Annotated in this window: 18 protein-coding genes; 6 read left to right on the top strand and 12 right to left on the bottom strand. The window is 68.4% G+C overall.

The annotated features are described in order from the left end of the window. Positions 1-61: 61 nt before the first annotated feature. On the bottom strand, positions 62-1,522 hold the full coding sequence (locus tag ACRYRV_RS13845) for a sodium-dependent transporter (RefSeq protein WP_309635607.1): 1,461 nt from the start codon (positions 1,520-1,522) through the stop codon (positions 62-64). Between the two features lie 141 nt (positions 1,523-1,663). Here ACRYRV_RS13845 and cfa point away from each other — a divergent pair, with 141 nt between their 5' ends. Both cfa and ACRYRV_RS13835 read left to right on the top strand, forming a co-directional pair. Then, on the top strand, positions 1,664-2,815 hold the full coding sequence (gene cfa / locus ACRYRV_RS13840; RefSeq protein ID WP_253443698.1) for a cyclopropane fatty acyl phospholipid synthase: 1,152 nt from the start codon (positions 1,664-1,666) through the stop codon (positions 2,813-2,815). A gap of 80 nt (positions 2,816-2,895) precedes the next feature. After that, complete coding sequence (locus ACRYRV_RS13835) at positions 2,896-4,857, top strand: RecQ family ATP-dependent DNA helicase (RefSeq protein ID WP_444984748.1); 1,962 nt, start codon at positions 2,896-2,898, stop codon at positions 4,855-4,857. A gap of 7 nt (positions 4,858-4,864) precedes the next feature. Here ACRYRV_RS13835 and ACRYRV_RS13830 read toward each other — a convergent pair whose 3' ends face one another. Further along, positions 4,865-5,506 carry a hypothetical protein gene (locus ACRYRV_RS13830; RefSeq protein WP_444984749.1) on the bottom strand — a complete coding sequence of 214 codons (642 nt, stop codon included), beginning with the start codon at positions 5,504-5,506 and terminating at the stop codon, positions 4,865-4,867. A 162-nt stretch (positions 5,507-5,668) separates the two neighbouring features. Between ACRYRV_RS13830 and ACRYRV_RS13825 the strand changes: the two genes are divergently transcribed. The 3 genes from ACRYRV_RS13825 (at position 5,669) to ACRYRV_RS13815 (ending at position 8,815) form a co-directional block, all read left to right on the top strand. Then, complete coding sequence (locus ACRYRV_RS13825; protein WP_253443707.1) at positions 5,669-6,007, top strand: 4a-hydroxytetrahydrobiopterin dehydratase; 339 nt, start codon at positions 5,669-5,671, stop codon at positions 6,005-6,007. Next, on the top strand, positions 6,008-7,195 hold the full coding sequence (locus ACRYRV_RS13820) for an amino acid aminotransferase (protein ID WP_444984750.1): 1,188 nt from the start codon (positions 6,008-6,010) through the stop codon (positions 7,193-7,195). A 105-nt stretch (positions 7,196-7,300) separates the two neighbouring features. Continuing rightward, positions 7,301-8,815, top strand: coding sequence for an NCS2 family permease (locus ACRYRV_RS13815; RefSeq protein ID WP_444984751.1), 1,515 nt, complete (start codon positions 7,301-7,303; stop codon positions 8,813-8,815). A gap of 73 nt (positions 8,816-8,888) precedes the next feature. Here ACRYRV_RS13815 and ACRYRV_RS13810 read toward each other — a convergent pair whose 3' ends face one another. The 4 genes from ACRYRV_RS13810 to ACRYRV_RS13795 form a co-directional block, all read right to left on the bottom strand. Then, positions 8,889-9,836, bottom strand: coding sequence for a Nudix family hydrolase (locus tag ACRYRV_RS13810; protein ID WP_444986270.1), 948 nt, complete (start codon positions 9,834-9,836; stop codon positions 8,889-8,891). 78 nt (positions 9,837-9,914) lie between these two features. Beyond that, complete coding sequence (gene argJ, locus ACRYRV_RS13805; protein ID WP_444986272.1) at positions 9,915-11,132, bottom strand: bifunctional glutamate N-acetyltransferase/amino-acid acetyltransferase ArgJ; 1,218 nt, start codon at positions 11,130-11,132, stop codon at positions 9,915-9,917. Positions 11,133-11,167: 35 nt separating this feature from the next. Then, positions 11,168-13,903, bottom strand: coding sequence for a preprotein translocase subunit SecA (gene secA, locus ACRYRV_RS13800; protein ID WP_444984752.1), 2,736 nt, complete (start codon positions 13,901-13,903; stop codon positions 11,168-11,170). A 62-nt stretch (positions 13,904-13,965) separates the two neighbouring features. Beyond that, on the bottom strand, positions 13,966-14,286 hold the full coding sequence (locus ACRYRV_RS13795) for a hypothetical protein (RefSeq protein WP_445005900.1): 321 nt from the start codon (positions 14,284-14,286) through the stop codon (positions 13,966-13,968). A 156-nt stretch (positions 14,287-14,442) separates the two neighbouring features. Here ACRYRV_RS13795 and ACRYRV_RS13790 point away from each other — a divergent pair, with 156 nt between their 5' ends. Beyond that, positions 14,443-14,904, top strand: a complete 462-nt coding sequence (locus tag ACRYRV_RS13790; RefSeq protein ID WP_309635600.1) for a DUF721 domain-containing protein — start codon at positions 14,443-14,445, stop codon at positions 14,902-14,904. A 135-nt stretch (positions 14,905-15,039) separates the two neighbouring features. Here ACRYRV_RS13790 and lpxC read toward each other — a convergent pair whose 3' ends face one another. From lpxC to murC, 6 genes are all read right to left on the bottom strand, one after another. Beyond that, on the bottom strand, positions 15,040-15,951 hold the full coding sequence (gene lpxC / locus ACRYRV_RS13785) for a UDP-3-O-acyl-N-acetylglucosamine deacetylase (protein ID WP_253443729.1): 912 nt from the start codon (positions 15,949-15,951) through the stop codon (positions 15,040-15,042). 112 nt (positions 15,952-16,063) lie between these two features. Further along, positions 16,064-17,242 (bottom strand): cell division protein FtsZ, encoded by a 1,179-nt coding sequence (gene ftsZ / locus ACRYRV_RS13780; protein WP_253443732.1) that lies wholly within the window; start codon positions 17,240-17,242, stop codon positions 16,064-16,066. A 34-nt stretch (positions 17,243-17,276) separates the two neighbouring features. Continuing rightward, complete coding sequence (gene ftsA, locus ACRYRV_RS13775; RefSeq protein ID WP_253443735.1) at positions 17,277-18,566, bottom strand: cell division protein FtsA; 1,290 nt, start codon at positions 18,564-18,566, stop codon at positions 17,277-17,279. Positions 18,567-18,760: 194 nt separating this feature from the next. Next, positions 18,761-19,486, bottom strand: a complete 726-nt coding sequence (locus tag ACRYRV_RS13770; RefSeq protein ID WP_253443738.1) for a cell division protein FtsQ/DivIB — start codon at positions 19,484-19,486, stop codon at positions 18,761-18,763. Next, positions 19,483-20,412: a D-alanine--D-alanine ligase gene (locus ACRYRV_RS13765; RefSeq protein ID WP_253443741.1), complete on the bottom strand. Its 930-nt coding sequence runs from the start codon at positions 20,410-20,412 to the stop codon at positions 19,483-19,485. Before ACRYRV_RS13765 ends, ACRYRV_RS13770 begins: the two co-directional genes overlap by 4 nt. Continuing rightward, complete coding sequence (gene murC, locus ACRYRV_RS13760) at positions 20,409-21,821, bottom strand: UDP-N-acetylmuramate--L-alanine ligase (protein ID WP_253452177.1); 1,413 nt, start codon at positions 21,819-21,821, stop codon at positions 20,409-20,411. The genes ACRYRV_RS13765 and murC overlap by 4 nt, the downstream gene beginning before the upstream one ends. Between the last annotated feature and the right edge of the window lie 50 nt (positions 21,822-21,871).

The raw sequence follows: 21,871 nt of genomic DNA, 5'->3' as shown, positions 1-21,871 counted from the left end.
AACGCAGCGCGGCCCCGCCCCCTCGGGGCGAGGCCGCCTCTGACATGGGCGCTCGCTTCGTTCAGCCCATCAGGGCACGGCGCAGCCGGGGGCTTGCCAGCTCGCCCACCAGGGTAATCAGCACCAGGGCGCCCAGCAGCCACGGCCAGTGGAGGCCGAACTCGATCCGTGCGATGCCCAGGGCGTCGGCGAAGATCACCAGGATCCCCAGGGGCGCCAGGTAGCGGACGGCGAAGAGCCAGAGGGCATACCAGCCCGGAGGCACCCCCAGCTCCTCCCTCATCGGCTCACTCTTGAGTACGAAGCCCGCCAGCAGCGCCACGCCCAGGCCGCCCAAGGGCATCATCCAGCGTGCGGTCAGGTAGTCGAGCCAGTCGAAGACGGTGCGCCCCACCAGGGTCCAGTCGGCCCCGACGTTGAAGGAGAGCATGGCCAGGGTGCTGATCAGCCACAGCACGATGCCGGTGCCCCAGGCCGCCGTGCGCCGCGAGACTCCCTTGCTGTCGGAAAGCCAGGAGACGGTGGCCTCCACCATGGAGATGGAGGAGGTAAGCGCCGCCATGGAGAGCATCATGAAGAAGAGGATGCCGAACAGGGTGCCCAGGGGCATGGCCTGGAAGGCCAGAGGCAGGCTCATGAAGATCAGCCCCGGCCCCTCCCCCGGACTCATGCCGTTGGCGAAAATGATCGGGAAGATGGCCAGTCCCGCCATCAGCGCCACCACGGTATCCGCCGCCGCCACGCTCAGGGTCGTGCGGGCGATGGAGGCTCGGGCCGGCAGGTAGCTGCCATAGGTGAGGATGGCACCGGAGGCGAGCGACAGGGTAAAGAAGGCGTGGCCCAGGGCCGCCAGCATGCCCTCGCTGGAGAGGCTCCCGGCATTGAAGGAGAAGAGGAAGCGCCACGCCTCGCCGAAGCCCCCCGAGAAGGCGCCGTAGGCGATCAGGATCGCCAGCATCACCACCATGCCGGGCATCATCCAGGTGACGCAGCGCTCGATGCCCGCCTGCACTCCCTTGCCGACGATCAGCATGGTGGCGACCACCACCAGGGTGCTCCAGAACCCCAGGTTCAGCGGGTTTTCGTTGTTGGCCACGAAGATGCCGACCATGTCATCACCGGTGGCGCCGGCAAAGGCGCCGGTGAGCATCTTCCAGAGATAGGAGAAGGACCAACCAGCCACCACCGCATAGAAGCAGAGGATCATGAAGCCGCAGAGCATCGCCAGCCAGCCCAGCAGCGACCAGGCCGAGCCGCTCCCCGACTCCTTCACCACCCGGCGCAGGGCGTCCACGGGGCTGCCGCGACCGCGACGCCCGAAGGCGATCTCGGTCATCATCACCGGGATGCCGACCGCCAGGATGCAGGCCAGGTAGACCAGCACGAAGGCGCCGCCGCCATACTCGCCGGTGATATAGGGAAACTTCCAGATATTGCCGAGGCCCACCGCGGATCCGGTAGCCGCCAGCACAAAGCCCCAGCGGCCTAGCCACTGGGCACGAGGTTGGGTATCGGTCGTCATTTCAGCGCCCATTGCAGTATCAGCCGAGCCGCCCGCCGAGGTGGCGGCGACAAAATGCGCTATTCTGCCGGATTTTTCCCTGTCTGGCAGGTTTGGCTATGCTCAGGAGTGTTAACGCGCTCCCCGGCCCGGACGGACAGCATGAACAGTAACGCGCCCACACACCTCACCGCCCTTCCCGACTCTCGCGCCAGGCGAGCTATCGAGCGCCTGCTGGAGGGCTCCGGCATCACCCTCAACGGTCCGGCACCCCGAGACCTCAGGGTCTACCACCCCGACCTCTTCGAGCGCGTGCTCCGCCAGGGCACCCTGGGCCTGGGGGAGGCCTATATGGATGGCTGGTGGGAGTGCGAAAGGCTAGACCAGCTGGCCTGTCGGCTCCTGCAGCACGGCCTGGGGGAGCGCGTACACCCTCCCTCCGAGCGGCTGATGTACCGTCTCCAGGCAGGCTTCTTCAACCTGCAGAGCCGGGCTCGCGCCTACCGGGTCGGCGAGGTCCACTATGATCTGGGCAACGACCTCTTCCAGCGTATGCTCGACCCCACCCTGTGCTACTCCTGCGGCTACTGGAAGGAGGCCGATACCCTGCATGAGGCCCAGCTCGCCAAGCTGGAGCTGGCCTGCCGCAAGCTCGAGCTCGAGCCCGGCATGCGCGTGCTGGATATCGGCTGCGGCTGGGGGAGCTTCGCCGAGCATGCCGCTCGCCACCACGGCGTCGAAGTCACCGGCATCACCATCTCGAAGGAGCAGGCCGAGCTGGCGCGGCAGCGCTGCGCGGGGCTGCCGGTCGCCATCGAGCTGATGGACTATCGCGACCTGGAGGGGTGCTTCGACCGCATCGTTTCCATCGGCATGTTCGAGCACGTGGGGCATCGCAACTATCCCGTCTACTTCCGGACGGTCGAACGGCTGCTGGACGCCGAGGGTCTGTTCCTGCTGCATACCATCGGCTCCAACAGCTCGGAGATCACCGCCGACCCCTGGATCAACCGCTACATCTTTCCCAACGGCGTGCTGCCCTCGGCGATGCATATCGCCCGGGCCAGCGAACCCTACTTGCTGCTGGAGGACTGGCAGAACTTTGGCCCCGACTATGACCGCACCCTGATGGCCTGGCTCGGGAACTTCGATGCCCGCTGGGGCGAGATTGCCGACCGCTACAACGAACGCACCCGCCGCATGTTCCGCTACTACCTGTCGGTCTGTGCCGGGGCCTTTCGCGCTCGCCACCTGCAGCTCTGGCAGGTGCTCTTCTCTCGGGGCCGCGAGCAGCGCTATGACGCGCCGCGCTGAGCGCGAGACCTCCAGTAGAGCAGCGACAGGCTCGGTCGGCTACACTGGACGGCCAGCCAGTCCTGACTCCGGAGCCCCCGATGATCCAGCAGACCCTTCAAGAGGTCTTCGGCTACGCCGACTTTCGCCCCGGCCAGCGCCCGGTGATCGAAGCGGTGACGGCCGGCCGCTCGGCGGCGGCCATCTTCCCCACCGGCTCGGGGAAGTCGCTCTGCTACCAGCTGCCCGCCCTGCACCTGCCCCACCTCACCCTGGTGATCTCGCCGCTGCTGGCGCTGATGCAGGACCAGCTCGCCTTCCTCGAGCGCCACGGCATCCGGGCCGCCAGCATCGACTCCGCCCAGAGCCGGGAGGAGGCCGCCGCGGTGATGGCCGGGGTCGAACGCGGCGAGATCCGCATCCTGATGATCTCGGTGGAGCGCCTCAAGAACGAGCGCTTCCGGGCCTTCATTCGCCGGGTGCCGATCTCCCTGATGGTGGTGGACGAGGCCCACTGCATCTCCGAGTGGGGGCACAACTTCCGCCCCGACTACCTCAAGCTTCCCGACTACCAGCGTGAATTCGGTATTCCCCAGGCGCTGCTGCTGACCGCCACGGCCACCCCCAGGGTCATCGACGATATGCGCAGCCGCTTCGGGATCGCCGCCGATGACATCACCGCCACCGGCTTCTATCGCGAGAACCTCGACCTCAGCGTGGCCCCGGTGGCCGCCGACGCCCGCCCCCGGGCCCTGGCCGCCTGGCTGAAGCAGCGCCAGGCCCAGGCGCCCTCTCCCACCATCGTCTACGTCACCCTCCAGCAGACCGCCGAGCGTCTGGCCGCCTACCTGAGCAAGGCCGGGCTCTCCGCCACCGCCTACCATGCCGGGCTCGAGGCCGAGAAACGCGAGGCGATCCAACGAGCCTTCATGACCGGACAGAGCGACTGCATCGTCGCGACCATCGCCTTCGGCATGGGCATCGACAAGGCCGATATCCGCGCCGTGGTGCACTTCGACCTGCCCAAGTCCATCGAGAACTACAGCCAGGAGATCGGCCGGGCGGGGCGCGACGGCAGGCCTTCCGAGTGCCTGATGCTGGCCGGGCGCGATACCCTGGGGGTGCTGGAGACCTTCGTCTACGGCGACACCCCGGAGCGCCACGGCATCCGCCGGGTGATCGACGAGCTGCGCGCCGCCGGGGCGCACTGGGAGCTGACCCTCAACGCTCTCTCCCAGCATGCCAACATCCGCCCGCTACCGCTCAAGACCCTGCTGGTCCAGCTGGAACTGCGTGGCATCCTCAAGCCCCGCCACGCCTATTTCGCCGACTACCGCTTCAAGCTGCTCCTCGACCCCGAGGCCCTGGTGGCCCGCTTCCAGGGCGAGCGCCAGGCCTTCGTCCAGGCCATTCTCGACGCCGCCAGGAAGGCGCGCACCTGGCACGAACTGGACTTCGCCACCCTGGAGGCGCTGGGTCGGGAGCGCGGCCTCGACACCTCCCGCCGCCGCGTGATCACCGCCCTGGACTACTTCGTCGACAAGGGCTGGATCGAGCTTCAGAGCCGCCAGCTCACCGAGGTCTACGAGGTCATGGCGACCGACATCGACCCAGAGGCGCTGACCGGCGAGCTCCACGACTACTTTCGCGACAAGGAGGCCGCCGAGATCGCCCGGCTGCACGCCATGCTCGAGCTCTTCGAGAGCGAGCGCTGCCTGAGCCGGCGCCTGGCCGAGTGGTTCGGCGACGACCGCGCGCCCGAACGCTGCGGCCACTGCTCCGCCTGCCGGGGCCAGCCCGCCCGGCTGCCCCGGGGACCCGAGCCCGCCCCGCTGGGGGAGCGCGCCCCTGGCGAGCTGCTCGGCGAGCTCCTTGGCCACCTGAGCGACCAGGGCGAGGGCCACCCCCCCACGCCGGACCTGCTGGCCCGGTTCCTGTGCGGGATCACCACCCCGCTCCTCACCCGGCTCAAGGCCAGACAGCTGCCGGGCTTCGGTGCCCTGGAGGGCTACTCCTATGCCGAGGTGCGCGACTGGCTGATCCGGAGCGGCGCCGGGGCCTGAGCCGGGGTCACCCAAGCCGGCCGCGGCGCTGCAGCCGGCGCGTCAGAAAATGAACGGGGAGGTAGATCAGCAGAGGCCAGAGGCCCATCAGGGCGACCAGGTAGAGCAGCGGATCCATCAGCGTCTGAGGCTCGCTGCCGAAGGGCCCATGCACCCAGTTGATGTTGCGCTTGGGGTCGGTGAGCAGGTAGCTAGCCGGTATCACCAGCCAGGTCAGGCCGGTCTGCCAGGAGAGGGCCCGTCGATCATAGCCCAGCCGCCACACCGCCAGCCCCGCCACCGGTGGCAGGATCAGGTGATAGAGCGAGAGCAGCCGGGTCAGCAGCGGCTGGCCGCCATCGAACATGTACTCGGTGCCGCCGATGGGATGCAGCCCGATGAGCCAGGCCGTTCCGACATCCAGGGCCCAGAGCGTCCCGACCAGGGCCACCGCCAGCCACTGCATGGAGAGCAGCAGGCGGCTCTCCCGCCACAGCCCGACCAGCAGCAGGAAGTTGGCCAGGTTGCAGAGCCAGAAGTAGTTCTGGGGACCCAGCAGCACCCAGAAGGTGGGCGCCCAGCCCAGGATCCAGAGCGTGAAGGCCAGCTTGAGCCAGAGAGGCACTCCCCTGCCGGGATGCCGGGCCGAAGGTGGCGTGGCGTCTGTCATGGCGGTCCCCTGTCTCTATCGACTCCCCTGTGTCTTCCTGCCCCCCAGTCTAGCCAGCCGAACGACGGGGTGCCTCCGCATGCCGCACAGGCTGGGATACCCCTTGACGTCGAGGCCCAACTGCACAACCTTTCGGGGTGAACTCCCTGCCGAGGTGACTCCATGGAAAAGCTTTCCCGTCAGCCCTGCGAGGCGTGCCGCAAGGGCGCCCCCACCGTCAGCGACGCCGAGATCGCGCTGTTCAAGCCCGAGGTTCCCGAGTGGAAGATCATCGAGCGCGATGGCATCATGCAGCTGGAGCGGGCCTTCACCTTCCCCGACTTCCAGCAGGCCCTGGCCTTCACCAACCGCGTCGGCGAACTCGCCGAAACGGCCGGTCACCACCCGGCCCTGCTGACCGAATGGGGGAAGGTCACCGTGACCTGGTGGTCGCACAAGATCAAGGGCCTGCACAGGAACGATTTCATTCTTGCCGCCAGAACCGACGAGGTAGCGAAATAAATGTTCGAACATATTGAGCGGGTCCCCGGGGATGCCATCCTCGGCCTGATCGAGGCCTTCAAGAAGGACACCAACCCCCAGAAGGTCGACCTCGGCGTCGGCGTCTACAAGGATGCCCAGGGCAACACGCCGGTGATGCGCGCGGTCAAGGAGGCCGAGGCCCTGCTGCTCAAGAACGAGACCACCAAGACCTACATCGGCTCCCACGGGGCGCCGGCGTATGGCGAGGTGGTGCTGCCCATGGTGCTGGGCGAAGGCTCCCCGGTGCTGGAAGCCGGCCGCGCCAGCGCCACCCAGTCCCCCGGCGGCACCGGCGCCCTGCGCCTGGCGGCGGACTTCATTGCCAAGCAGCTGCCGGGCAAGGGCATCTGGGTCTCCGATCCCACCTGGCCCAACCACCACGGCATCTTCACCGCCGCGGGCATCGCGCTGCACAAGTACCCCTACGTGGACGCCGAGAACCGCCTCGACTTCGACGGCATGCTCGCCGCCCTGAAGCAGATCCCCGAGGGCGATGTGGTGGTGCTGCACGCCTGCTGCCACAACCCCACCGGCTTCGACCTCTCCCGTGAGCAGTGGCAGACCGTGCTCGAGGTGCTGCGCGAGCGCAACCTGCTGCCGCTGGTGGACTTCGCCTACCAGGGCTTCGGCGAGGGCCTGGAGGAGGACGCCTATGCGGTGCGCCTGCTGGCCGAGAGTCTCGACGAGGTGATCATCACCAGCTCCTGCTCCAAGAACTTCGGCATCTACTGCGAGCGTACCGGCTGTTTGATCATGGTGGCGAAGAGCGCCGAGCAGATGGAGAACGTTCGCTCCCAGATCGCCATCGTGGCCCGGGAGAACTACTCCAACCCGCCGGCCCACGGCGGCGCCATCGTCAGCGAGATCCTGCACTCCGCCGAGCTCGCCGCCATCTGGCGCGAGGAGCTCACCGAGATGCGCGACCGCATCAACACCCTGCGTCGCGACTTCGTTGAGGCCTTGAAGCCCTACGGCCTGGACCAGAAGTATGCGCATATCGCCGAACAGCGCGGCATGTTCAGCTACACCGGCCTGACGCCGGAGCAGGTCGACCGCCTGCGCGACGAGTTCGGCATCTATATGGTGCGCTCCGGCCGCGCCAACGTGGCGGGCTTCTCCCACGAGAACCTGCCCTACCTGGCCAAGGCCGTCGCCGCGGTCAACTGAGCGAGGCGCCAGCCTTGTTCCCAGACGCCCGGGCCCTGCCCGGGCGTCGCCGTTTGGGGTAGAGTTCGCTCCTCCATCCCGCGCCCCAACAGCAAGAGGCTCCCCATGGCGACACCCCTCGGCAGCTCCCCCGTGCACTATCCCTGGTACAAGAAGGAGGACACCGACGCCTTCTTCGCGCTGTTCCAGAACAACATCGCCAACTTCGTCATCATCGCCATCACCATGCTCGGCATGGGCTTCCCGGCCTCCATCGTCTTCGGCCAGGTGCTGCCCGGCGCGGCCGTGGCGGTGATGGTGGGCAACTTCTACTACGCCTGGAGCGCGGCGCGCCTGGCCAGGAAGGAGAACCGCACCGACGTTACCGCCCTCTCCTACGGCATCTCCACCCCGGTGATGTTCGTCTTCCTGTTCGGGGTGCTGCTGCCCGCCAAGCAGCTCACCGGCGACGCCGAACTGGCCTGGAAGGTCGCGGTGGCCGCCTGCTTCATCAGCGGCACCATCGAGGCGGCCATCAGCCTGATCGGCCGCTGGGTCCAGTACCATCTGCCGCGGGCGGCGATGCTCGGCGCGGTGGCCGGGGTGGCGCTGACCTTCATCGCCGGCGAAATGCTGTTCAAGACCCTGGAGATGCCGGTGATCGGCCTGCTGGTGCTGGCGATCATCATCGTCGGCCTGGTGGCCCGGGTGGCCATGCCCTTCCGCCTGCCCACCTCGCTGTTCGCCATCGTGGTGGGGACCGCCATGGCCTACCTGATCGGCGATGCCGGGGGCGAGCGCTTCAGCGACGCCTTCACCCACCTGGGCTTCTACCCGCTGCTGCCCAACCTGGCCTGGTTCGAGGGCCTGGGGCTGCTCTTTACCGGCATGCTGGCCGTGCTCACCGTGGTGCTGCCGATCACCCTCTACAACGCCATCGAGACCATGAACAACGTGGAGGCCATGGAGGCCGCCGGCGACAGGTATGACGTTCGCGAGTGCCAGGCCGTGGACGGCGCCGGCACCATGATCGGCGCCCTGTTCGGCGGGGTCTTCCCCACCACCGTCTACATCGCCACCGTGGGCGCCAAGTGGATGGGCGCCGGGCGCGGCTACAGCCTGCTCAACGGTGCGGTCTACGGCCTGGCCACCATGTTCGGCCTGATCGCGGCACTCGCCGCCATCATCCCGGTCTCGGTGGTGGCACCGATCCTGGTCTTCGTGGGCATGTCGATGATCGCCACGGCCTTCCAGAGCAACGACACCCGCTACTATCCGGCGGTGGCACTGGCCATGCTGCCCTACTTCGCCAACTACGTGATGACCCGCTTCGGCCGCGCCGCCGAGGAGACGGTTACCGGCATCTCCACCGGCATCGTGCCCCTGGGCCAGGGCGCCATGTTCATGGCGATCCTGATCGGCGCCATGACGGTCTCGGTGATCGACCACCAGTTCCGCCGTGCCGCGGCCTTCGCCGCGATCGCCGCCGGCTTCTCCTTCGTGGGGCTGATGCATGCCCCGGCCCTCGCCCTTAACGCCGCCCCGGACTATGTGGTGGGCTACCTGGTGATGGGGGCGCTGTTCCTCTACTTCGCCTGGCAGCAGCAGCGCCTGGCCGCGGGGCCCTCGGGGCGCTCCTGAGCCCTGACCCCGAACGCAGCGCGCCCCGCCGAATGGCGGGGCGCGCTGCGTTTATCGGGCGTTCGCCGTGCCGCTATTTCCAGAAGTCGCGGATCGAGGCGATCCCCTGGGCGCCCACGGCCCGGGCGTGGTTGGCGTCATGACGCGTCATGCCCCCCAGGGCAAAGACCGGCATGGCGGCGCGCTCCACCAGCTCCTGGAAGTCGTGCCAGCCCATGGGCGCCACCTCGGGGTGGGAGGGCGTGGTGCGCAGCGGCGAGAGGGTCACGAAGTCACAGCCCAGCTTGCCGGCCTGAACCAGCTGCTCTCGGTCATGGGTCGAGGCGGAGAGCCACTTGCCCTCGGCGATGGGGCGCCGCTCGAGGCGCATCAGGCGTTCGCTGGTCAGGTGGATACCGTCGGCATCGACGCGCTCCAGCAGTTCGGGCTCGGCGTTGAGCAGCAGGCGGGCGCCGTGCTGACGACACAGGCCCAGGGATGCCTCGGCCCGGGCCAGGAAGGCCGCCTCGTCGAGCTCCTTGGCGCGCAGCTGCACCAGGCGCACGCCGTCCTCCACCAGAGCACGCTCGAGACGCTGCTGGAAGAGGCCCTCATCCTCCTCCTCACCGGTGATCAGGTACTCGGTGGGCAGCGCCACGGCCCGCAGGATCGGCAGGTTGGCCGCCGGGAAGGGATAGTTGACCAGTTCCGCCATGGGCACCCAGCGCACCGCCTGCCCTTCGCGACCGAAGGGCTCGCCGGAGAAGTCGTGGACCTGCCAGACGTCGAGCAGGATATGCTTGTCGGGGTACTCGTGGTGGATACGGATCAGCGGCTGGGCCCGCTGTATCTCCACCCCCAGCTCCTCGAGCAGCTCGCGCTTGAGCCCCCCGAGGCCCGTCTCGTAGGGCGCCAGCTTGCCGCCGGGAAACTCCCAGAGGCCACCGTGGTCGACGTTGCTCGGCCGGCGGGCGATCAGCACCTCCCCGCCGTCGGCGCTGATGATGGCGGCGGCCGCCACGTGCACCCTTCTCTTCACCATTGCGTTCATTTACCTTTCCAACTGGTCCGCGCCGGGGGCGCGAAATTCTGTGTCTGGCGGTTGCCCCACCGCAGCGGCTCAGCTGCGATAGTCGGCGTTGATGCTCACATACTCATGGGAGAGGTCGGTGGTCCATACCGTCGCGCTCTCCTCGCCGCGCCCCAGCTCGATGCGGATGGGGATCTCCTCCCTGGCCATCACCGCGCTGCCGGCCTCCTCGGTATAGCCGGAGGCACGGCCTCCGGCCTCCACCAGGCGCACCTCGCCGAGATCGATGGCGACCCTCGAGACATCGAAGTCCGCCACCGGCGCACGGCCCACGGCGGCCAGGATGCGCCCCCAGTTGGCATCGGAGGCGTAGAGCGCGGTCTTGACCAGCGGCGAGTGGGCCACGGTAAAGGCCACGTCCAGGGCCTCCCGCCGGGTCCGGGCACCGCCCACCTGGAGGGTGACGAACTTGGTCGCCCCCTCGCCGTCGCGGATGATCGCCTGGGCCAGCTCGGTCATCACCCGCTGCAGGCCGTTGCGAAACACCGCAACGGCCTCGTCGCTCTCGATCCGGGCGCCGCGCTGGGTGCTGATCAGCACGCAGGCGTCGTTGGTGGAGGTGTCGCCGTCCACGGTGATGCAGTTGAAGGAGCGCTCCACCGTCTCACGCAGCAGCTCGTCGAGCAGCGCCTGGTCGAGGGAGGCGTCGGTGGCCACGAAGGCCAGCATGGTCGCCATATTGGGCTTGATCATGCCAGAGCCCTTGGCGATGCCGTTGATGGTCACCGTCTCCTCGCCCAGCGCCAGGGTCACGCTGGCCCCCTTGGGGCGGGTATCGGTGGTGAGGATCCCCTCGGCGGCCTGATGCCAGGCCTGGCTCCCCTCCTCCAGGGCGGCCAGCGCCGCCGGCAGCCCCGCCAGCAGCGTCTCCATGGGCAGCGTCTCGCCGATCACCCCGGTGGAGAAGGGCAGCACGGCCTCGCCGGCCACGCCGGCCAGCCGAGCCAGCTCGGCGCAGGTGGCCCGCGCATCGCGCAGGCCCACCTCGCCGGTGCCGGCATTGGCGTTGCCGGTATTGATCACCAGATAGCGCGCGGCCTCGCCGCTGGCCAGGTGCTCCCGGGCCACGGTGACCGGGGCGGCACAGAAGGCGTTGCGGGTGAAGGCGCCCGCGACGCGGGCGCCTTCCGGCGCTTCGATCACCACCAGGTCGCGGCGGTTGGCCTTCTTGATACCCGCCATGGCGCTGCCCAGGCGCACGCCGGGAATGGCCGGCATCTCGGGAAAGCTTGCTTCACCCACTGCCATCGTCTTCTCTCCTGTCAGGTTGGCGGCGGCGCCGATCAGCTCAGCTTGCCACAGCACTGCTTGTACTTCTTGCCGGAGCCGCAGGTACAGGGGTCGTTGCGCCCTACCTTGGGGCCCTCGCGGCGCAGCGGGCGGCCGTCGGCACCGGGCGGCAGCGGCGCCTCGGCGTCCGCGGTGCCGGCGGCGGGCGCCTCCGGCGCATCGTGGCGGCTGGCCGCCGACGCCTTCTCGCGCTCCAGGGCCGCGCGGCGCTGCTGCTCCAGCTCCTCGACCTCCTCGGGGCGGCGTACCTGCACGTGGCTCAGAATGCGGGTCACGTCGCTCTTGATATTGGCCAGCAGGGTCTGGAACAGCTCGAAGGATTCGCGCTTGTACTCCTGCTTGGGATTCTTCTGGGCGTAGCCGCGCAGATGGATCCCGCGACGCAGGTGGTCCATGGACTGCAGGTGCTCCTTCCAGCGGGTGTCGAGCACCTGGAGCATCACCTGCTTCTCGAAGCGACGCATCAGCGCCTCGCCGGCCTGCTCCACCTTGGCCTCGTAGGCCTCGCGGTGCAGGGCGTGCAGGCGCTCGCGCAGCTGCTCCTCGTGGAAGCGCTCGTCCTCCTCGGCCCACTGCACCACCGGGACCTCGAGATTGAACTCGGTCCTGAGGTGGTCCTGGAGCCCGGCGAGGTCCCACTGCTCGGGCAGGCTCTGGGGGGGCACAAAATCGCTGATAGCGAGTTCCAGGACCTCTTCCCGGATGCCGGCCACCGCCTGGGCCACCTCCTCGGCGGCGAGGATCTCGTTGCGCTGCTCGTAGATCACCCGACGCTGATCGTTGGCCACATCGTCGTATTCGAGGAGCTGCTTGCGGATATCGAAGTTGCGGCTCTCCACCTTCTTCTGGGCGCGCTCCACGGCGTTGGAGACCATCTTGTGCTCGATCGCCTCGCCGCGCTCCAGGCCCAGGGCCTTCATCATGCGCTGCACCCGGTCGGAGCCGAACAGGCGCATCAGGCTGTCCTCCAGGGAGAGGAAGAAACGCGTGGAGCCCGGATCGCCCTGACGGCCGGCACGGCCGCGCAGCTGGTTGTCGATGCGCCGCGACTCGTGGCGCTCGGAGCCGATCACGTGCAGGCCGCCGGCGGCCAGCACGGCATCGTGGCGCGCCTGCCACTCGGCCTTGAGCCGCTCGAGCTGCTCGGGGCTCGGGTCCTGCAGCTTGGCCGCCTCGGCCTCCCAGTTGCCGCCGAGCATGATGTCGGTGCCGCGACCGGCCATGTTGGTGGCGATGGTCACGGCGCCGGGGCGACCCGCCTGGGCGATGATCTCCGCCTCGCTCTGGTGCTGCTTGGCGTTGAGCACATTGAAGGCGATTCCCGCCTGCTTCATCAGCCCGGCCAGGTACTCGGAGGTCTCGATGGAGGCGGTACCCACCAGCACCGGACGGCCGGCCTCGGTCTCCGCCTGCACGTCCTTGATGATCGCCTCGAACTTCTCCTCGGCGGTCAGATAGACCAGGTCGTTGAGGTCGCGGCGAATCAGCGGCTTGTTGGTGGGAATCACCACCACGTCGAGGCCGTAGATCTGGCGGAACTCGAAAGCCTCGGTGTCGGCGGTCCCGGTCATGCCGGCCAGCTTGTCGTAGAGGCGGAAGTAGTTCTGGAAGGTGGTGGAGGCCAGCGTCTGGCTCTCCCGCTGCACGGGCACCCCCTCCTTGGCCTCCACCGCCTGGTGCAGCCCCTCGGACCAGCGCCGGCCGGGCATGGTGCGCCCGGTGTGCTCGTCGACGATCACCACCTGGCCCTCGGCGACGATATAGTCCACGTCGCGATGGTAGAGGTGGCGGGCGCGCAGCGCCGAATGCATATGCTGCAGCAGGTTAAGGTTCTGGGCGGCGTAGAGGGAGTCCTCCTCCCCCAGCAGGCCCTCGCTGCGCATCAGCGCCTCGACCTTGTGGTGGCCGGTCTCGGTGACCTCCACCTGCTTGTGCTTCTCGTCGAGCAGGAAGTCGCCGCTGGCCGGGTCCTCGGGGTCCTCGCAGGCCGTAAGCTCCTTGGCCAGGCGGTCGACCACCTGGTAGAGCTCGGTGTTCTCGTCCACGGCGCCGGAGATGATCAGCGGCGTTCTCGCCTCGTCGATCAGGATGGAGTCCACCTCGTCGACGATGGCGAAATGGAGCCCGCGCTGCACCTTATCCTCCAGCGAGAAGGCCATGTTGTCGCGCAGGTAGTCGAAGCCGAACTCGTTGTTGGTGCCGTAGGTGATATCGCACTCATAGGCCGCCCGCTTCTCCTCGCTGCTCTGGCCGGCGCGGATCACGCCGACGGAGAGACCGAGGAATTCGTAGAGGGGGCGCATCCATTCGGCGTCGCGGCTGGCCAGGTAGTCGTTCACCGTGACCACGTGCACGCCCTTGCCGGGGAGGGCGTTGAGATAGACGGCCAGGGTCGCCACCAGGGTCTTGCCCTCGCCGGTCTTCATCTCGGCGATGCGGCCGCTGTTGAGGGTCATGCCGCCGATCATCTGCACGTCGAAGTGGCGCATGCCCATGACCCGCTTGCCGGCCTCGCGCACGGTGGCGAAGGCCTCGCCCAGCAGGTCGTCGAGGCGCTCACCGGCCTCAAGGCGCCCACGGAGCTCCTCGGTGCGGGCCCTGAGGGCGGCATCGTCCAGGGCTTCCAGCGCAGGTTCCAGGGCGGTGATGCGCTCGACGAGGCGACTCATGCGCTTGACTTCACGGTCGTTCTTGGAGCCGACGACCTTGCGTAACAGGGAATTGATCATGAAAGGGGTCCAGTCTCTGCGTGTGACAGGTTACCGGCCGCCGCTGGCGGTCGGAGAAGCGTTCAAATTGCCCACGCAGCGGGCGGACCTCGGCGGGTCAGGACGTCATGGGCGGCGGTCAGACGACGCGCGCCCGGCGACGGCCAGCGCAGCCCGCAGGGCCGCGGCATCGCGATAAGCCGCGGCGGCAGCGGCCAGGCACGGCGCGCCCGGCGGCGGGCCTGCAGGCGCGAACTGGCCCGGATCAGCGCCGGCGCCAGGATACACACCTGCACCAGACGCTCGGCCTGGCGCAGCGGCTCCCCCTGCACCAGCCCCGCCGGCAGCAGGCACCCCACCAGCAGGCCGGCCAGCCACCAGCGCGGCGTTCGCCGCCGGCTCATGGCGGCGGACGCCTTCGCATCATCATGCTGGGTGCGGGGGGGCATGCTGTCGATGGACTCCCGAGCGTGCTAGGCTTCCGGGCATCAGTGCCCGGCGCAGAGACATGTGAATGAGGTTCCCCGGCGTAACGCCACAAGGCCCCGAGAAACAAGCCCATGAGTATAAAGGCTAAGCGCTTCCGCGCCCAGCCCATGACCCGCCTGCTGGACGGCCGCGGCGAGCTCGGCTCGCTGATGCGCACCGCGCGGCTGATCGAGCGGGCCCAGCAGCACCTGCGCGACCAGCTGCCCGGCGAGGTCGCCGAGCATCTCTTCGTGGGCGGCTTTCGTGATGGACGCCTGACGCTGATCACCGACCGCGCCATCTGGCTGACCCGGCTGCGCTACGAGCAGCCTCGCCTGCTCGAGCTGCTGCACCAGCTCCCCGGCTTCGAGGCGGTAACCGGATTCACCCTCAAGGTACGCCCGGTGCGGCCGGTCAAGGCGCCGCTGCGCCAGGTGCGCCACCTGCCCGCCCAGGCGGCCGACGAGCTGACCAGCTGCGCCGAGGATACCCGGGACCCCCGCCTCAAGGCGGCACTGCAGCGTCTGGCCGCCCACGCAGAGCGCAACCCCTAAGAAGCCGCCCGGGCTCGCCCGAAGATGGCAGACAGCAGAGTCAGCCCAGCCAACGAGAGACGCCCTCGCAGCGCTGCTGCGGGGGCGTCTCTGTTGAAGCTTGTAGCTTGAGGCTCCGGGCATGGCCCGGGAGGGTCAGGCCATGGCCGGGGCCGCGTAGGAGATAGGCGCCGCGGCGGCCTCCTCCTCGAAGGTGACAATCTCGTAGGCGTCGGGCTGGGCCATCAGGGCGCGACAGAGCTGGTTGTTGAGGGCATGGCCCGACTTCACCCCGTGGAACTCACCGATCAGGCTGTGGCCAAGCTGGTAGAGGTCGCCGATGGCATCGAGCACCTTGTGCTTGACGAACTCGTCGTCGTAGCGCAGGCCGCCCTCGTTGACGATGCGGTAGTCGTCCACCACGATGGCGTTGTCGAGGCTGCCGCCCAGGGCCAGGTTGTTGGAGCGCAGGTACTCCAGGTCGCGCATGAAGCCGAAGGTGCGCGCCCGGGAGACCTCCTTGACGAAGGAGGTGGTGGAGAAATCCACCATGGCGGTCTGGGTCTGCCCCTCGAAGACCGGATGGTCGAAGTCGATGGCGAAGGCGACCTTGAAGCCCTGATGGGGGCGGAAGGTGGCTTCCTTGTCGCCGTCCCGCACCGTGATCTCCCGCTTGATGCGGATGAACTTCTTGGGCGCATTCTGCTCGCTGATGCCGGCGGACTGGATCAGGAAGACGAAGGGGCCCGCGCTGCCGTCCATGATCGGCACCTCGGCGGCGCTGAGGTCGACATAGGCGTTATCGATACCGAGGCCGGCCAGGGCCGACATCAGATGCTCGACCGTGGCCACCTTGGCGCCGCCGGCGGAGAGCGCCGTGCAGAGGGTAGTGTCGGTGACGTTATCGGCCTGGGCGGGGATCTGCACCTCGGGATCCAGATCGGTGCGCACGAAGACGATACCGGTATCCACGGGCGCCGGACGCAGGGTCATGTAGACCTTCTTGCCGGAGTGCAGGCCGACGCCGGTGGCGCGGATGACGTTCTTCAGGGTGCGTTGTCTGATCATGGGCTGTGGCCAGGCTGTTATCGGGTTATCAAACACTGTTCACTATAACACCGAACGGGCGTTTCAACAAAGAAACCTCGCCCGGCACGGCCAATGGGCTCGATAGTGCGTCTCAATCGGCCTGGCGGCGCAGGAAGGCCGGAATATCCAGGTAGTCGTCGAGCTCCTGGGAGCGACGCTTCTCGCTGCGCGGCCTGGCGGCCTCCTCCGGCTCGGCGGCGGCACGGGTGGCCTGCTGACGCGCCACGGCCGGCTGCTGCGACATGCGACGATAGTCGGAGGCGCTCTCGGCACGCTTGGCCGGCTCTCGCGTCGCGGCCTTGGTCTGCTGACGACCGTCGAGGCCTGCCGCCACCACGGTGACGCGCAGCTCGTCGCTCATCTCCATGTCGATGGAGGTACCCACCACGATGGTGGCGTCCTGGGAGGCGAACTCCTGGACGGTGGCACCCACATCGTTGAACTCGCCGATGGAGAGGTCCGGGCCGGCAGTGATGTTGACCAGGATGCCCCGGGCGCCGTGGAGGTCGACGTCCTCGAGCAGCGGGCTGCGGATGGCCTTCTCGGCGGCTTCCCGGGCGCGATTCTCGCCCACGGCACTGCCGGAGCCCATCATCGCCATGCCCATCTCGGACATCACGGTGCGCACGTCGGCGAAGTCGACGTTGATGATGCCGGGGCTGGTGATCAGCTCGGCAATGCCCTGGACGGCGCCCAGCAGCACGTCATTAGCGGCGCTGAAGGCGGTCAGCAGGCTGGCACTCTTGCCAAGCACCGAGAGCAGCTTCTCGTTGGGGATGGTGATCAGGGAGTCGACGTGCTCGGAGAGCTCACGCATGCCCTCCTCGGCGGCACGCATGCGCTTGGGGCCCTCGAAGGGGAAGGGACGGGTCACCACCGCCACGGTGAGGATGCCGAGCTCCTTGGCCACCTGGGCCACCACCGGAGCGCCGCCGGTGCCGGTGCCACCGCCCATGCCGGCGGTGATGAACACCATGTCGGCACCGTTGAGCAGCTCGGCAATGCGCTCGCGGTCCTCCATGGCGGCCTGACGCCCCACCTCGGGGTTGGCGCCGGCGCCGAGCCCCTTGGTGATCTCGTTGCCGAGCTGGAGCACGGTCTTGGCCGAGACTCGCTTGAGCGCCTGGGCATCGGTGTTGGCGCAGATGAACTCCACGCCCTCGATGTTGCTCTCGACCATGTGGTTGACGGCGTTGCCGCCGCCGCCGCCGACGCCGATCACCTTGATGACCGCGCTGCTTGAGGGTGCGCTATCTACCAGTTCAAACATTTGCCCCGTCTCCTGGATCGCCGCGGCGACCCTGTCAGAAATTTCCTTTCAACCAGCCCTTGAGCCTTGCCAGCGCCGGTATGCCTTCCCTGAAGCCGCGCCGGCCGGCGTCTTCGCGCCGCGCCTGGACCGGCATCACGCTGCCCTGTGCCTGTCGACCGTGACCCTGCCGGGTCTCCTGCAGAGCGTAATGTAGCAAACCGACCCCGGTCGAATAAATCGGGTTGCGCACCACATCGGCCAGGCCGCGCACGTTCTGCGGGCAAGCGATGCGCACCGGCATGTGGAAGATCTCCTCGGCCAGCTCCACGACCCCTTCCATCCGGGCGGTGCCGCCGGTCAAGACCACGCCAGCCGCCACCAGGTCCTCGTAGCCGCTGCGGCGCAGCTCGTCACGCACCAGGGTGAAGAGCTCCTCGTAGCGGGGCTCCACCACCTCGGCCAGCGCCTGGCGAGAGAGGTCCCGGGCCGGCCGGTCGCCGACGCTGGGTACCTTGATCAGCTCGTCGCTGGCGGCCAGCTGGGTCAGGGCGCAGGCGTACTTGACCTTGATCTCCTCGGCGTGCTGGGTCGGCGTGCGCAGGGCCATGGCGATATCGTTGGTGACCTGGTCACCGGCGATGGGGATCACGGAGGTATGGCGAATCGCCCCCTCGGTGAAGACGGCGATATCGGTGGTGCCGCCGCCGATGTCCACCATGCAGACCCCCAGCTCGCGTTCGTCCTCGGTGAGCACCGCCATGCTGGAGGCGAGCTGCTCGAGGATGATGGCGTCGACCTCGAGGCCGCAGCGGCGCACGCACTTCTCGATGTTCTGCACGGCGTTGAGCGCCGCCGTCACCAGGTGCACACGCGCCTCCAGGCGCACCCCGGACATGCCCAGCGGCTCGCGAATGCCGCCCTGGGTATCGATGGCGAACTCCTGGGGCAGCACATGGAGCACACGCTGCCCCTCGGAGATCGCCCGGGCGCGGGCCGAATCGATGACCCGGTCGATATCGGAGGGGGTCACTTCCCGCTCCTTGATCGCCACCACGCCATCGGAGTTCATGGAGCTGATGTGGCTGCCGGCCACGCCGACATAGACGGAGTGAATATCGCAGCCGGCCATCAGCTCGGCCTCCTCCACGGCGCGCTGGATCGACTGCACCGTGGATTCGATATTAATCACCACGCCCTTCTTCATGCCGCGGGAGGGGTGCGAGCCGATACCGGCGATCTCGATGCCGCCATCGTCGGTGGGCTGCCCCACGATCGCCACGACCTTGGACGTTCCGATATCCAGCCCGACTACCATATTGGACGCGTTGGAAGGACCTGCCATGAGTCGGGAACTCTCCTCGAACCTGGCCCGCCAGGGGCCATGCATCATGAAAAATGAACCTGGGGTCAATTATAGGGACAACTCGAGTTGATCCTCCACCCCGGAGCGAAAATCACCTTTCACGATACGGCGATTTTGCCGCAAAAGAAACAGGCGCATGCCCTTGGGCATGCGCCTTTGCTCGGAAAAAGGTCTCAGCCCTCCTCCGCTGGATCCTCCTCTCCCGGCTCGGTCTCGCCATGCCAGGCAACGGCTACCCCGTTGGGGTATCGCAGATCGATGTAGCGGATGTGCGACGCCTGGGAGCCGAGCTGACGCTGCCAGGCCGCCGCCAGCCGTGCCAGCCTCGCCTCGCGATCGCTGCGCCCCAGCATCACCCAGACGCCGTCGTCGAGCTGGAAGCGCCAGGCGCCGCGGGGCTCGAGCCGAAGCTGGGAGAGCTCCAGGCCCATGGCCCCGAAGCGCGTGGCCAGTCGCTCGTGGTAGGCCAGCACCTCGGCACCGCTGCCGAGGGGACCGGCGAGGTCCGGCAGGTCGCCGGGCGGCGACACCGCTCCGAAGGCGAAGGGCTCCCCTTGGGGATTGAGCAGATAGTCGTCGTTCCAGCGCGCCACCGGCACCTGCTCCGTCAGCTCGAAGGTCAGCGCATTGGGCCACTCCCGGGTGACCCGCGCCTCGGCGATCCACTCGATCGCCAGCGCCTCCTCGCGCAGCTCGGCCACGTTGACCGAGAGCCAGGAACGACCGCGGATCAGCGGCGCCAGCTCGTCGCGCAAGTAGTCGGCATTGACGTGGGTGAACTCGCCGCCGATGGAGACCCGCTCGATGGGGCGGTCGAGCCACAGCCACAGGGCTCGACCGCCGGCGCCGAACAGCACCAGCAGCAGCAGGACACCCAGCCAGCCCCCCCGTCGCGTCATGCCGGGCGCGCCTCCAGGGTGGCCGCCAGGATGCGCAGCACCAGGGCCTCGAAGTCGATACCGGCGTGGGCCGCGGCCTGGGGCACCAGGCTGTGGTCGGTCATGCCCGGCGAGGTGTTGATCTCGATCAGCCAGAAACGCCCCTCGCGATCACGCATCACATCGACCCGGCCCCACCCCTCGGCGCCCACCGCCTCGAAGGCGCGGTGACAGAGCTCGCCCAGCTCGGCCTCCTCGGCGTCGCCGAGCCCGCAGGGCAGGTGATAGCGGGTGGTATCGGAGAGGTACTTGGCCTCGTAGTCGTAGAAGCCCCCGGGCACCTCGACGCGGATCGCAGGCAGCACCGCGTCGCCGAGCAGCGACACGGTATATTCCTCACCTTCGACGAAGCGTTCGGCCATCACCCTGGCATCGAAACGAGCCGCCTCATGGTAGGCCGCCGCCAGCGCCTCGGCGCTGTGGACGATGCTGATCCCCAGGGTCGACCCCTCGTGGACCGGCTTGACGATCAACGGCAGGCCGAGGCGCGCCACCACCGCCGCCCAGTCGGCGCCGGCCTCGAGCATCACCGATTCCGGCGTGGGCAGGCCGAGTGCCTGCCACACCAGCTTGGTCCGCTGCTTGTCCATGCCCAGGGCCGAGGCGAGCACGCCGCTGCCGGTGTAGGGGATGCCGAGCAGCTCCAGGGCCCCCTGAAGGGTGCCATCCTCGCCGCCGCGGCCATGCAGGGCGATGAAGACGCGGTCCGGCGCCAGGGCCTCGAGCCCCACCAGCCCCCCCTCGGCGGGGTCATAGCCGATGGCATCCACGCCTGCCTGCTGGAGGGCGGCCAGCACCGCCGCCCCGCTCTTCAGGGAGACCTCGCGCTCGGCGGAGCTGCCGCCGTAGATCACGGCCACGCGGCCCAGATCGTTCACCAGGCTCATAGGGTCACCTCGTCGAGCATCAGGGCCGCATCGGCCAGCGCCTGGGAGATCCCGCCCACGTCGCCGGCGCCCTGGGTGATCAGGATATCGCCCGGGCGCAGCACCCGGGCCAGCAGGCCGGCAAGCTCACTCTTCTCCTGCACGAAGATAGGGTCCACCTCGCCGCGCTGGCGGATGGAGCCGGCCAGGGTGCGCCCCTCGGCGCCGGGGATCGTCGCCTCCCCGGCGCTGTAGACGTCCAGCAGCAGCAGGGTATCGACGCCGGAGAGCACCCGCACGAAGTCCTCATAGAGATCCCGGGTGCGCGAATAGCGATGGGGCTGGTAGAGCATCACCAGGCGCCGCTCCGGCCAGCCGGCGCGCACCGCCCGGATCACCATCTCCACTTCGCGGGGATGGTGGCCGTAGTCGTCCACTAGCATCACCTCGCCCTCGCCGCTCGGCGCCGGGAAGTGGCCCTGGACCTGGAAGCGTCGCCCCACTCCCTGGAAGCCGGCCAGGCCACGCAGGATGGCGTCATCGTCGACGCCGGCATCGCTGGCCACGGCGATGGCCGCCAGGGCGTTCAGGGCGTTGTGGCGACCGGGCATGGCCAGGCGCACCGGCAGCGGCGCCAGGCCGCCCGGACGGTGGGCAGTGAAGCGGATCTCGCCGCCCTCCTGGGCGAAATCGGTGATGCGGTAGTCGGCGTCCTCGCTGAAGCCGTAGGTGATGAACTGGCGGTGCACTCGGTCGAGCAGGCCACGCACATTGTCATCGTCGATACAGAGGATCGCCAGCCCATAGAACGGCAGGTTGTGCAGGAACTCGAGGAAGGTGGTCTTGAGTTTCTCGAAGTCGCCGCCGTAGGTGGCCATATGGTCGGCATCGATATTGGTGACGATGGAGACCATGGGCTGCAGGTGCAGGAAGGAGGCGTCCGACTCATCGGCCTCGGCCACCAGGTAGTCGCCCTCCCCCAGCCGGGCGTTGGTGCCGGCGCTGGTCAGTCGCCCGCCGATCACGAAGGTGGGGTCGAGCCCCCCCTCGCCGAGCAGGGTCGCGGTCAGGCTGGTGGTGGTGGTCTTGCCGTGGGTGCCGGCCACGGCGATGCCGTGGCGGAAGCGCATCAGCTCGGCGAGCATTTCGGCGCGGCGCACCACCGGCACGCGGTGTTCCCTCGCCCAGGCGATCTCCGGATTGGACTCATCCACCGCGGTGGAGACCACCACCACGTCGGCGCCGGCCACATGCTCGGCGGCGTGACCGATGGCCACCGTGATACCGCACTGGCGCAGCCGCGCCACCACCGCCGATGCCTTCAGGTCGCTGCCGCTGACGGCATAGCCCTGGTTGGACAGGACCTCGGCGATGCCGCACATGCCGGCGCCGCCGATGCCCACGAAGTGAATCTGCCGAATCCGGCGCATGCCCAGCCCCCGCTCGGGAGGGGTGGACTGGCCGGGAACCGGCCGTGAGG

The sequence above is a fragment of the Halomonas mongoliensis genome (assembly GCF_052496345.1).
Note: the sequence above shows the minus strand (reverse complement) of the source record. Positions and strands in the feature narration are given on the sequence as shown.